This is a genomic window from Gordonia hankookensis (assembly GCF_014673215.1).
Lineage (GTDB): Bacteria > Actinomycetota > Actinomycetes > Mycobacteriales > Mycobacteriaceae > Gordonia > Gordonia hankookensis.
In genome coordinates this window covers 562,483-574,838 of the sequence record NZ_JACWMS010000001.1, presented here as the reverse complement: position 1 = coordinate 574,838, position 12,356 = coordinate 562,483, and the positions used below count along the sequence as shown (strand labels likewise).

The 12,356-nt window shown below is 68.5% G+C and carries 13 protein-coding genes; 9 read left to right on the top strand and 4 right to left on the bottom strand.

Going from position 1 to position 12,356, the window contains the following annotated elements; genetic code table 11:
* Position 1: 1 nt before the first annotated feature.
* The 4 genes from IDF66_RS02700 to IDF66_RS02685 all read left to right on the top strand — a co-directional run bounded on the left by IDF66_RS02700 (position 2) and on the right by IDF66_RS02685 (position 3,751).
* A complete protein-coding gene (locus IDF66_RS02700) occupies positions 2–373 on the top strand; it encodes a YciI family protein (protein WP_164308936.1) in 372 nt (123 codons plus the stop codon).
* Positions 357–1,619 carry an RNA polymerase sigma factor gene (locus tag IDF66_RS02695; RefSeq protein ID WP_317628565.1) on the top strand — a complete coding sequence of 421 codons (1,263 nt, stop codon included), beginning with the start codon at positions 357–359 and terminating at the stop codon, positions 1,617–1,619. Before IDF66_RS02700 ends, IDF66_RS02695 begins: the two co-directional genes overlap by 17 nt.
* Positions 1,620–1,707: 88 nt before the next feature.
* Entirely contained in the window at positions 1,708–2,229 is a 522-nt protein-coding gene (locus tag IDF66_RS02690) for a hypothetical protein (protein ID WP_190265630.1), read from the top strand.
* A 100-nt stretch (positions 2,230–2,329) separates the two neighbouring features.
* On the top strand, positions 2,330–3,751 hold the full coding sequence (locus IDF66_RS02685; protein WP_164308939.1) for a purine-cytosine permease family protein: 1,422 nt from the start codon (positions 2,330–2,332) through the stop codon (positions 3,749–3,751).
* 7 nt (positions 3,752–3,758) lie between these two features.
* Here the strand turns inward: IDF66_RS02685 and IDF66_RS02680 are convergent, their stop codons facing one another.
* A complete protein-coding gene (locus IDF66_RS02680; RefSeq protein ID WP_190265629.1) occupies positions 3,759–5,339 on the bottom strand; it encodes a PucR family transcriptional regulator in 1,581 nt (526 codons plus the stop codon).
* Positions 5,340–5,426: 87 nt separating this feature from the next.
* Between IDF66_RS02680 and IDF66_RS02675 the strand changes: the two genes are divergently transcribed.
* Positions 5,427–5,933 (top strand): nucleoside deaminase, encoded by a 507-nt coding sequence (locus IDF66_RS02675; RefSeq protein WP_190265628.1) that lies wholly within the window; start codon positions 5,427–5,429, stop codon positions 5,931–5,933.
* Entirely contained in the window at positions 5,930–6,901 is a 972-nt protein-coding gene (locus IDF66_RS02670) for an isopenicillin N synthase family dioxygenase (RefSeq protein WP_190265627.1), read from the top strand. The genes IDF66_RS02675 and IDF66_RS02670 overlap by 4 nt, the downstream gene beginning before the upstream one ends.
* A 111-nt stretch (positions 6,902–7,012) precedes the next feature.
* On the opposite strand, the gene IDF66_RS02665 is transcribed toward IDF66_RS02670, so the two are convergent.
* On the bottom strand, positions 7,013–8,452 hold the full coding sequence (locus tag IDF66_RS02665; protein ID WP_317628563.1) for a S1C family serine protease: 1,440 nt from the start codon (positions 8,450–8,452) through the stop codon (positions 7,013–7,015).
* Positions 8,453–8,590: 138 nt separating this feature from the next.
* Positions 8,591–9,187, bottom strand: coding sequence for a TetR/AcrR family transcriptional regulator (locus IDF66_RS02660; protein WP_164308943.1), 597 nt, complete (start codon positions 9,185–9,187; stop codon positions 8,591–8,593).
* A gap of 109 nt (positions 9,188–9,296) precedes the next feature.
* Here IDF66_RS02660 and IDF66_RS02655 point away from each other — a divergent pair, with 109 nt between their 5' ends.
* Positions 9,297–10,319 (top strand): oxygenase MpaB family protein, encoded by a 1,023-nt coding sequence (locus IDF66_RS02655; RefSeq protein WP_190265626.1) that lies wholly within the window; start codon positions 9,297–9,299, stop codon positions 10,317–10,319.
* A 41-nt stretch (positions 10,320–10,360) separates the two neighbouring features.
* Here the strand turns inward: IDF66_RS02655 and IDF66_RS02650 are convergent, their stop codons facing one another.
* A complete protein-coding gene (locus IDF66_RS02650; protein ID WP_190265625.1) occupies positions 10,361–11,071 on the bottom strand; it encodes a guanylate cyclase in 711 nt (236 codons plus the stop codon).
* Positions 11,072–11,106: 35 nt separating this feature from the next.
* Here IDF66_RS02650 and IDF66_RS02645 point away from each other — a divergent pair, with 35 nt between their 5' ends.
* Positions 11,107–11,292, top strand: a complete 186-nt coding sequence (locus IDF66_RS02645) for a hypothetical protein (RefSeq protein ID WP_164308946.1) — start codon at positions 11,107–11,109, stop codon at positions 11,290–11,292.
* A complete protein-coding gene (locus IDF66_RS02640; protein WP_190265624.1) occupies positions 11,289–12,353 on the top strand; it encodes a PHP domain-containing protein in 1,065 nt (354 codons plus the stop codon). Before IDF66_RS02645 ends, IDF66_RS02640 begins: the two co-directional genes overlap by 4 nt.
* The last annotated feature ends 3 nt before the right edge of the window (positions 12,354–12,356 follow it).

Genomic DNA, 12,356 nt, shown 5'->3' with positions numbered 1-12,356 from the left:
CATGCGTTATGCATTGCTGATCAACAATGCCGAGCCCGCTCCGGGCGAGGTCACGGCCGAGGCCGTCGACGAGATGAAGTCGTTGATCCGCGCCTACACCGACGCGTTGTACGCGGCAGGCGTGCTGGTGGCGGCCGAGATCCTCGCCTCGCCGACCGCCACGCAGACGGTCACCAGGCGCGACGGGGACCTCCGGGTCCAGGAGGGACCGTTCGCCGAGACCCGGGAGGCGCTCGCCGGCGTGTTCGTCATCGATGTCCCCGATCACGACGCCGCGCTGGCCTGGACCGAGAAGATGCCCGCCACGCAATACGCGGTCGTGGAGGTCAGGCGGTCCGTGCTCTCCTGTGTCGACGGTGTCTGGTCGGACTGACGGCGCCCAGCCCTCGGCGAGTGCGATCGCCGAGGCGCGGGCGCACGCCGAGTGGGCGGCACGAGAATCCCATGGCCGCCTTCTCGCGCTGTTGGCCGCGGCCACACACGACGTCGCGGGAGCCGAAGACGCGCTCGGCGACGCGTTCGAACGGGCCCTGACCCGGTGGCCGGTCGACGGCGTGCCACGCGATCCGGATGGTTGGCTTCTGACGGTCGCCCGCAATCGTCAACGCGACCGCTGGCGTTCGGTGGCGGTACGGACCTCGGTTCCCCTCGACGCGGTGTCACGCGCTCCGGCGCCGGCCGGTGCCGACGGCCCGGACAGTGGGGTGTCTCCGTTCCGGGACCGGCGCCTCGAGTTGCTCCTGGTGTGCGCTCACCCCGAGATCGGGGCGGCCGTGCACGCGCCGCTGATGCTCAACACGGTGCTGGGTCACCCGGCCCATCGGATCGGCCGCGCGTTCGCGATTCCCGGTGCCACGATGGCGGCTCGTCTCGGACGCGCCAAACGACGTATCGCCGACCTCGGCTTGCCGTTCGAGGTTCCCCCGGTGGACGAGCTCACCGATCGCCTCGCACCTGTCCTCGAGGCGATTTACGCCGCGTACACCATCGAATGGCCCGCCCTGGCGCACGAGCGTCAGGCCCTGCTGCTCGGACTCGGGGAGGTGGTGGCCGAGGTCGCCGCGACGAGCGCCGAGGCGCACGGCCTTGTCGCGCTGATGGAATTGTCGAGTGCCCGACTACCCGCCCGGACCGATGACGACGGGCGGTTCGTGCCACTGGCCGAGCAGAATCCGGGGCGTTGGGACGCCGGCCTCATCGCACGCGCGCACGCCCACCTGCGCACCGCACACGGTCTCGGCCGGATCGGTCGGTTTCAGCTCGAGGCCGCCATCGGTGCGGTCCATTGCGCCCGCAGGCCGGATGCGGCTCCCGATTGGCTCACCCTGCGCCGACTCCACGAGGCGTTGCAGACGATCTCGCCGACCGTGGCGGGCGCGGTGGCACTGGTGGCGGTGGTGGCCGAGACCGACGGCGCCGCAGCCGCTCTGGGCCGACTCGACGGTGTGGCCGACGTCGATCGGTTCCAGCCGGCGTGGGTCACGCGAGCGCACCTGCTGGCCCGGCTCGGTCGCGAAGACGCCTCGACCGCGGCCTTCGACAAGGCGATCGCGCTCACCACCGATCCCGCCGAGAGGGCATACCTCGAAGCTCGTCGGGCGACGATCCGGTCAAGCTGAAAGTGCGCTGAGAGAGCGGTGTCGCAGCGGCCGGTTCGGCGGATTAGCCTCGATCCCAGGTCGGGTCTCAACTCCACGAGGAGGAATGATGAGTCATCCGACAATTCGTCGAGTCCTGGTCGCCGCGGCGGCTGCCGTTCTCGGTGCGACCGCGTTGGTGACCGCACCAGCAGTGTCCGCCGCGCCCATGACCGCCGAGAAACCCGCTGCGCTCGTCGTGTCGGGTGACATGGCGATCGCCCCGGGTGTGCACCTGCTGAGGATCGAGGCGGTCGGCTCCCGCGCCGCGGACGGGAAGACGACGGGCACCTATCGGGCAACCGTGCTGGACGGGATGAATCCCACGCCGATCCAGGTCCGCGGACCCATCACCTGCCTCTACACCGCCGGCAACACGGCGTCGCTGATCTATCCGATCACCGCGACCACCCCCGACATCCTGCCGGCTGCGGCCCGCGGTGCGGCCGCCGTCCAGATCACCGTGCGCAAGGGGGCGTCGGGTGCCGCGAGCCACGTGGGCATCATGGGCCCGATGGCGACGTCGTCGTTCGACGGTTGCCGACCGGCGATGACCCCGTTCGTCTTCGACGGAATGATCGGCATCAAGTAGTAGCCGGGGACCGAGGGGCGTCGATCTGTGTCGTCTCGTGGCGTCGGCAGCGGACAGTCCGTCAGTTGCCGACGCCGGTCGGGGGCAGCAGAGTTGCGCCATGACTCTCGGCGCACCCCCTGAACACCCCGACGCGGCTGCCGTCGCACCACAGGCCGGTTATCGCGACAAGGTTCTCGCCGTCGAGCCGGGCGGCAACGAGCCGATCCCGCTCGATGCGCGGCACGGTTCGCCGCGCGGGCTTTTCTGGACCTGGACCGCGCCCAACCTCGAGTTCGCGACGATCTTCGTCGGCGTCATCTCCGTGCTGTACTTCGGCCTGTCGTTCTGGCAGGCCGTCGCGGCGATGGCGATCGGCAACCTCCTCGGCGCGGTCGCCCACTTCCTGTTGTCGGCGGAAGGACCGCTGCACGGGGTGCCCCAGATGGTGCTCGGTCGCCTCGCATTCGGCCACCGCGGCAATGTCCTGCCCGCGACGTTCATGGCGATCATGTGCGGCGTCGGCTGGTTCGCCACCAACAGCGTCAGCGGTGCCTTCGCGCTGTCGACACTCTTCGGACTCACGCCCCTGCTCGGTCTGGTGATCATCGTGATCGCGCAGACAGCGTTCGCCTTCTTCGGTCACAATCTCGTGCAGCGATTCGAGCGGGTGGCCGCCCCGGTGTTGGCCGTGGTCTTCCTGATCGGTGCGGTGATCATCTTCAGCAAGTCCGACGTCTCGGCCGGCTCCGCCGACGGCGGGTTCTCGCTCGGTGGCTTCCTGCTGACCGTCGGCGCGGCCTTCGGCTACACCGCGGGCTGGACGCCCTATGCCGCCGACTACACGCGGTACCTGCCGCCCACCGTGTCCAAGCTGCAGACCGGACTGTTCGCGTCTGCGGGCCTGTACATCTCGTGCACGTTCCTGATGGTCGTCGGAGCGGCGTCGGTGACCATCGGCGCACCCTCCTCCGACAATCCGACGGAGGCGTTCACGGCCAACCTGCCGAGCGTCGTCGCCGATCTCACGCTGCTGGCGATCGCCGTCGGCGCCGTCGCGGCGAATGCCATCAACGTCTACTCGGGCGCAATGGCTTTCGTGACGATGGGTTTCCGGCTGCCGATCGGGATCCAGCGGGCACTGGTGACGGTGTTCTTCGGGATCGTCGGTTTCCTGGTCGCCTGGTGGGCGCTGGCCGACGCCGCGGCATCCTACGAGGCCTTCCTGCTGCTGGTCGCCTACTGGATCGGCCCGTGGCTCGGCGTGGTGTTCGCCGATCGGCTGCTCCGACGCGAACCACCGTCGCTCGCCCTGCTCTACGACACCCGCTACACCAACTGGGGTGGCGTCGCCGCATTCGCGATCGGTCTGGTGACATCGCTGCTGTTGTTCTGCAATCAGGAGCGCTTCGTCGGATACGTCGTCCGTGCCGTGCCGGAGCTCGGTGACATCGGGGCGTTCGTCGGATTCGTCATCGCCTTCGTCGGATACCTGATCCTGGCCCGCAAGCGGGTCGAGCGATCACAGCGCGAATACGCCTGATCCGCTCTCACGGCCGACCGGGCAGGGTTTGCGGCTGTGAGCGGAACGCACTGATGGCCAACAGCATCGACGTGTACATCGCCGGCGAGGTCGGGTCGAAGCCGAGGAGTCCGCGAATGCGGTCGAGTCGCTGGTAGAGACTCTGCCTGCCCAGGTGGAGGACCTCGGCGGACCGGGTGGCACTGCATCCGTGACGGAGATGGACGTCGAGAGTGGTGACGAGGTTGGTGGACTGGCTGTGATCGTGGGCGATCAGGGGTGCGATGAGTTGTCGCAACTCACCGTGGATCTCGGGGTCGGCGGACCGCGCAGTGCTGTCGGCCACGAGCTCGCGGCCGGTGAAGATCCGCTTGTCGGTGACGCCGTCACGCATCAGACCCACGGCGATGGACAGCCTTTCGGCGCAACGGTGCAGAGACGCGGCCAGAGTCGCGGAGAGTTCTGCCCCCGGGTCGGCAGCGTCGAGTGAGTAGGCGTCGCCCACCACGGCGGTGATCCGACCGGCCTGCGGGCCGAGGTCGACGAGTGTGTCGGTGACCCGCTGGACCGGATCGTCACCGTGCTCGGAGCGCGGCGCGGCCACCAGCGCGTACACGGTGGCATCGATCGTCGCCTGCACCAGTCCGGGAAGGGCCGACGCCGATCGTGCGAGCGCCGCTTCCACCATCCTCGGGTCGGGCGCCTCGGCCGCCATTGTGACGAGTCGCGTCGAATCGGTGACCCGGACCCCGGAGCTCACAAGACGTGCGAAGAGATCGGCGCGGCGGACGTGCCGCCCGCCGACGATTTCCTCGACGAGACGGGTGCCCACCGCGGAACCCCTTGTACCGGAACGGGTCAGGGCTGCTGCGATCGGACCGGCCGCGGCCGCCAGCATCATGGCGACCACGGGTGGCGGGTGGCCCGCCGAGTCCCCACCGGCGATCAGGCGGGCGATCTCGCGATCCCGCGCCATGACTGCCGCCGAGGCCGTCGCGGCGTCGACCATCCGCCAGGCCGATCTGTCATCGTCGACGCCGTGCGCGGCGAGCAGTGCTCCGCCGGAACCGACCAGTGCGATCTGGCGCCCGGTCACCTCGGACACATCGGCGAGCATCCGCGCCACTGCGCCGGGGGCCAACAGGTCTGTGTGCAGGGCATCGTCGAGCTGTGCGCGCAGGCGTAGACCGGCGAGCTCCCCGCTCACGATGGACGTGTTCGCCTCGCGGCACACCTCGATGAACGGCAGCACGCGACGCAGCTCGATGATCGGTAGACGGCGCGCCGATCCCTCCCGGATCATCTCCTCCGGAATCGCGTCGAAGGTCCGGCCGATCTCGAATGCGAGGCCGGCGACGCCGCGCTCGGCGAGGTCGCGCACGTAGTGCCTGCGTGTGCCTGCGTCCAGCCCGCCGAGCCCGAGCCCGGTGGTGAGGAGGAGCTCGCCACCCGACAGCAACGGCCCGATCTCGAAGATCTCGCTGGAGTGCACCCAACCGACCGGGACGTCGAGGTGATCGTGCGCGGTCAGGACCCGCGGGTCGGCTCGGTGCAGGTGGCGCTCGACGATCTCGCGCAAGGTCGGCAGAGCCACGGGAGCAGAGGACATGATCCGACGATATGCACGTTCGCCCCGGTTCGCGAGGCGACGGACTGTCCGTTGTCCGCGGCGTCGTGCGGGGGCAGGCTCGTCTGCATGACAAGCCGCACCGATGCCGTCGACCTCGATCCGGCCGTCCTGCTCGACGTCGCCTACCGTCAGGCGCGTCTCGGTCTGGATGAGGGGGGTATCCCGATCGGCGCCGCCCTGTTCGCCGTGGACGGCACCCTCCTCGGGGAGGGGCGAAATCGTCGGGTCCAGCACGACGACCCGTCGGTGCACGGCGAGACCGATGCCTTCCGTGCGGCGGGACGTCAGCGGGACTATTCATCGACGATCATGGTCACCACCTTGGCGCCCTGCTGGTACTGCAGTGGGCTGATCCGTCAGTTCGGGATCGGTGCGGTGGTGGTCGGGGAGAACCGCACCTTCTCCGGTGGCGAGGACTGGTTGCGGGACAACAGGATCGAGGTGACCGTGGTCGACGACGGTCGATGCGTGGCGATGATGGCCGACTTCATCGCTGCGAACCCCACCCTGTGGAACGAGGACATCGGTGTCGCGGACGCGACGGTACCCAAGCTGACCGGAGGCAATGTATGACCGCGAGCCCGATCCTCACCGTCGACATCGCGCAGTGGCGGGCCGGGGGAGCTGCGGCCGACCGGGTGTGTGCGGCTGTCGACGAATCGCTGCAGAAGGCAGGCTTCCTCCTGGTCACCGGGCACGGCATCGATCCCGATCTGCCGGCGACGCTGCGGGCGGCTGCCCGTCAGTTCTTCGCGTTGCCCACCGACATCAAAGAGCAGTACTCGGTGGGAGTCGGGGGTCGTGGCTGGATCGGACCGGGGATGGAGGCCAACGGATACGCGGAAGGTACCGAGACGCCTCCGGACCTGAAGGAGACCTACAACTCCGGCGCCCAGACCAGGGTGGGCGTTCCAGAGGTCGATGACTACTGGTTCGCCCCAGACGTGTGGCCGGCCGAGGTGCCGCGCCTGCGTGAGCTGTTCACCGAGTGGACTTCTCAGGTGAAGGCACTGTCCGACGATCTGCTGGCGCTCATGTCGGCGTCACTGGGCCTCGTGGGCGACGCCAACCCCTTCCAGGGGCTGGCCCGCAATTCCACGTGGACCTCGAACATCAACCACTACCCGCCGATGGCTGTGGTGGGAGATCCGGAACCGGGCCAGTTCCGGATCGGCCCGCACACCGACTTCGGTACGGTCACCGTGCTCGACCGCGAGCCCGGCGCCGGTGGTCTCCAGGTGTACAGCGACGAAACCGGCTGGGCGGACGCACCATTCGATCCGGCCGCGCTGACCGTCAACATCGGCGATCTGCTCGAGTACTGGTCGGGCGGGCGGTGGCCTGCGGGGCGCCATCGCGTCCTGCCGCCGCAACCCGATGCGCCAGAGGAGGATCTGGTGTCACTCATCTTCTTCTACGAGCTCGATCACGACGCGATCGTGTCACCACTCGAACCGCCGGTGGGCCGTCACGCCGACCGTCCGCCGGTGATCTCCGGGGACTTCATCAAGGAGCGGCTCGACGCCATCACGGTGGGCTGACCGGCACGCGACGAGGCGACCGGCATGCGGGGGCCGGCATGCGGGGGCCGGACAGGCAAACGGCTCCGTCGATCAGGTGATCGACGGAGCCGCCCCGCTCCCCGGGGTTCTCTAGGGCACCATGCCGAATGGACTGCCGCCGAAGGGCAGCCCTGATCCGCCGGATTCGCCGCCCTGGCCGCCGGACTCGCCGCCCTGGCCGCCGAATTCGCCGCCCTGGCCGCCGAAGCCATCCTGGCCGCCGCCGGATCGACCACCCTGGCCGCCGGACTCCGGAATGGTCGTCTGTTCCTTGTCGACCGCACTTCCGAGCTTGACCTGCACGGTGTGTGCGTTGTTCCCCGACCCGACGGTGACCGGCACGGTGTCGCCGGGCGCGTGGGTGAGGACCTGTGCCATCAGATCGGCGTAATCGCTGATCGGGGTGTCGCCGATCTTGGTGATCACGTCGCCGGCCTTGAGGCCGGCGTCCGCGGCTGCGCCACCCGACTGCACCGCCGAGATCTGGGCACCCTCGACGTTCTGGTCACCGTTTGCTGAGGCCAGCGAACCCGACACACCCAGAACAGGTTTCGTCGCGTGGCCGTCCTGCAGGAGTTCGTTCGCGATCCGCTTGGCGGCGTTGATCGGGATGGCAAAGCCGAGTCCATAGGCCTGGACCCCGCCGCTGGAGCTCTGGCCGGTGTCGACGGCGGAGTTCACGCCCACCACCTGACCCTTCAGATTCACCAGTGGGCCACCGGAATTACCGGGATTGATCGCGGTGTCGGTCTGCAGGCCGTTGTAGACGGTGAGCCCGGATCCGGACTCGTCGCCTGCGGTGACGGTGCGCGACAGAGCGCTGACGATGCCGGAGGTGACCGTGTTCGACAGGTTCTCGGGGCTACCAACCGCGACGACCTGCTCGCCGACCTGCAGGCCACTCGAATCGCCCAGCGCGGCCGGGGTGAGTCCCGACGCATTGTCGAGCTTGATGACGGCCAGGTCGTAGGACGGGGACGTGCCGGTGACCTTGGCGGTGTGCGTCTTGTCGTCGCTGGTCGTCACCTGGATGGTGCTCCCGTTGCCGGCTGCCGCGACCACGTGGTTGTTGGTCAGCACATAGCCGTCCGGGGAGAGGACGATCCCGCTGCCGACCGCGGTTCCCTGGCCGGTGCTCACCTTGATGTCGGCAGCCGATTTGGAGGCCACCTGCGCGGCGTAGGTCACCGAGCCGGGCTTCACGTCCGCGGCGTTGGCCGCCGACGCGGGCTGCGAGGTGAGCGAGGGGACCGACGGGCTCGCGTCCGAACGATTCAGCAGCGCACTGCCGCCCACCCCGACGGCTCCACCGACGAGACCCGCGAGCACGGCGGTCGCCACGATCGGCCTGGCCAGGCTGCGTGGGCGATCTGCCACCGGCGGTGGCGGATACGCGCTCGGCTGATAGGCATCCCAGTGAGTGTTCGGCGGTTGAGGCGGACTCTGCTGGGTGAATGGTTGGGTGACCGGGCTGCTGTCGACGTCGTCGTGTTCAGCCCGGTTGCCCTCGTTCGGCTGGGATTGGTTCACGACACCACGATGCCGTCGCAGTATGAGAGAACGTGAAGAAACGGGCATCGGGTTTCCTGTCAGTTCTCACCGCGGCGTCTCAGCTGATTCCGAGAATCGCTGGCGGTCAAGGCCTCTGTGGGTCCTGCCGGAGGCCGGTCAGCGCAACACGAGGGCGGCCGCGTGGTCGACCACTGCGTCGAGGTCGTCGCCAAGGTTGCCTGCGAGCCACTGCTGGGCCAGTTCGGCCATCGCGCCGGTGTACATGATGGCGCCGACCCGACTGGGCACACCGTCGGGAAGCCTGTGAGCAGCAACAGTTTCGGTGAGAACCAGCTCCATGAGCAGGTCTTGGGTCGCGGCTCGTCGCGCGACGAGCACCGGATTCGATCGCCCCTCGGTGAACAGGATGCGACCGCGGCGGGGATCGCCGGAACCGAATCCGAGAACGGCACGGATGCCTGCTGTGGTCCTGGCCCGGATCGACGGGCCGGCCACCGCCATGGCGTCCTCGACGACGGTCGCGAGTTCCTGTGCCACGCCGTCGTAGAGGGCCCCGAGCAGCTCATCGGTGCCGGCGAAGCTCTCGTAGAAGTAGCGCGTGTTCAGGCCGCACTCCCGGCAGACCGATCGCACCGACAGGCCCGGCGCACCCGAGGCACCGAACACCGTGAACGCGGCGTCGACCAGCAGCGCGCGCCGTTCGGTGCGGCGGTCGGTCAGCGGGACGCCGGCCCAACGGGTGGGGCTGGACATCGGACCAGCGTACGTCCGCCGACGGGAACCGATCAAGTCTGGTCACATCCGTGACCAGACGATATTCTGGTCACGTCTGTAACCACAACCGACAGCGAGGGCGAGTCCGATGTCGATGTCCCTGGGTTCACTTCCGTTCCCGTTTCCGTTGCCGCATCAACTGGCGGGCATGTGGCTCAATGACCGTTTCGAGAAGAACATCCGGGTCAGGTACTTCCGTGGGATGGAGTTCTCCGGGCCGACCGGGGACCCGGGATGGTTCGGGCCGGACAGCGCGACCTGGTATGTCCATGCGCACACGCCCGCCCTGATCTTCGGTCTGCAATGCGCGTCGTATCTGGAGAGGCTGGACCCGAGCATCTTCTGGATGGGTGTGCATCATTCGCGTCTGGTGCAGAAGGACGACGACGGCGAGCCGACCGGACGTATCGACCCCGCAGGTGCGGCCGTTCGCCTGGGGCATTCGGTTGCCTTCTTCATCGGTACCGCCTACGGGTCAACGGAGACCGCCGAACGCCTCGCCACCACCGTCCGTGCGATGCACCACACCATCAAGGGTCAGCGTCCCGACGGTCTCACCTACGACGCGGACGATCCGGCATGGCTGCGATGGAATTACGCCACGGTCGTCTGGGGGATCGCCACCGCGCACGAGATCTATCATCCGAAACCGCTGCGTGGCAGGGAACTGGATCGCTACTACGCGGAGTTCGTACGTGTCGGACACGCGCTCGGCGGCACCGATCTGCCTGCCACCAAGGCCGATACCCTCGCGTGCCTCGCCGAGTATCTACCCAAACTGGCCCTGACGCATGGCAATGCGATCGCCACCGGACCGAATCTCACGAATCCGGCTCAGGCTGCGGTCGATTGGGCGATCCGGGACACGATGCCGGAGTGGGCCGCCCAACTGGTGATGCACCGGCCACCCAATCCCATCGAACGCCGCGCACGTCGCAGCGCGGTCTGGACGGCGCTGAACGGGCTGCACGCCACCATGGGTGAGGCGCCCGAGTTCACCGCCGCCCGCGCCAGGGTCGCCGACGGAACGTCGGTGCCGCACACCGAGCCCCGTCGCGACCTGGGTCCGGATCCCACGCTCGGGCGGGCCGAGGTGGAGGCCTCCCTCTGACCGAACGGGGTCAGCGGGCGATGGAGCGCCCGGGTGCAGGATCAGCGATGGACAGCGATCTCGTCGCCGAGCCCGTATCCGGCAGCGAGTGGTAACTGGTCGCCGCTCCAGAACCGCCGCGGGTCGAACCAGTTGGAGTCCTTGGTGGCATCGAGTAGGCCGATCTCGGCGTAGGTGATCGCGACGACCTCCGCGCAGTAAGCGGCCTGCAGGCTCTCGTTGCGCGGGCGTCGTCTCGCCCGTCGGTCGCGGGCGAGACGATCCAGATACGGGATCCCTCGGACCAGATCGACGCTGTTGGGAACCCGACCCCGGAACCACCGGCCGGCGAGGCGTGCGGTGGCCGGGAACGGGGTGCCGTCGAGGCGGGCGATCACCGTCAGCAGCGCGTCCTCCTGTGCAGTGGTCACGTCCGGGGTCAGTTGCCGCAGCCAGCATTCCTGCTCGTAGCGGTTCATCCATTGCTCGATCGCTTCGCGGCCGTCATGGAGCTGGACACCGCGATGATTGCTGCCGGTCCAGACGTCGGTCAGTCGGTCGCCGAGTTCGGCGTGCCACAGCAGCGGCGGAAGATCATCGATGGCGACGGTCATGGCGACATGGTTGACCGGGGCGTTCGTGAGGGCCCGGATGGCCCGATCGGGCCCGGAACTGCCACGGAACAGCCAGATATCGCCCGTGCGGGTGGCGTCGAGCGCGTCGTCGAGGCCGACGACGGGATGACCGTCGCCGAGATCGTGTCCTGTGCGCACGAGTGCAGCGTAGATCAGACACTATCCTCGAGCACATGCACAGCGCGTGGAAGTGGGTCGGCCTGGCCGGTGCGATCGGGATGGCCGCGGGCGGGGTGTTGGTCGCCCGAGATCAGCGTCAGCGCAACGCCTACAGTGCCGATGACGTCCGAGAACGGCTGCATCGGCGCCATGCCGATGCGCAGGCACGCACAGGCGGGGAGTCCGGCGATCGGCCATGAGATCGTTCGTCGCGGTCGGGGCACCGGTCGACCCGGTCGTCGCACTGACGCGGATCGCCTGGCTGTTGGAGCGCAGGCGAGAGAGTACGTATCGGGTGGAGGCGTTTCGGAAGGCGGCACGCGCCGCGGAACGCGTCGGTGTCGAGGAACTGACCGAGCGGGCCACGGCCGGGACACTGACCGCGATCGTCGGGATCGGGAAGACGACGGCGTCGGTGATCGCCGAATCGGTTGCCGGTGAGCTGCCCGGTTACCTGGCGGACGTGCAGCAGACATCGCCGGACTCTCTCGCGAGTGGCGGCGACGATCTCTATCTGGCCATCCGCGGCGACCTCCACGCCCACACAGACTGGAGCGACGGTGGCGCGCCCCTGGACGAGATGGCGCGGGCGGCGAGCGCGCTGGGGCACGAATGGCTGACGATCACCGACCATTCGCCGCGTCTGACGGTGGCCAACGGGCTCGGTCCCGAACGTCTCCGACGTCAGATCGACGACATCGCCGAACTGAACCGGAGTTCGGACGGGACCTGTCACATCCTGACCGGCATCGAGGTCGACATCCTCGACGACGGATCACTCGACCAGACCGACGAACTGCTCGACCATCTCGATGTGGTCACCGCATCGGTGCATTCGAAACTCAGGATGGATGCGGCGCCGATGACCAGGCGGATGGTCGCCGCTGTCGCCGATCCGCGGGTCGATGTGCTCGGCCACTGCACGGGCCGCCGGGTGGCAGGCGGTCGGGGAGCGCGCCCGCAATCGGTCTTCGACGCCGCAGAGGTGTTCGCCGCATGTGCCCATCACGGCACCGCGGTGGAGATCAACTCCCGCCCCGAACGTGTCGACCCGCCGGACGATCTCATCGAGTTGGCGTATGACCTCGGCTGCCTGTTCGCGATCGATTCCGACGCGCATGCGCCCGGGCAGTTGGACTTCAAGGCGCTCGGCGCCCAACGAGCAGAGCGTCTCGGAATCGAGCCCGACCGGATCGTGACGACGTGGACCCTCGACCGGTTGCTCGCCTGGACGGCAGGCGGCACCCGGTCGTCGCGCTGACGG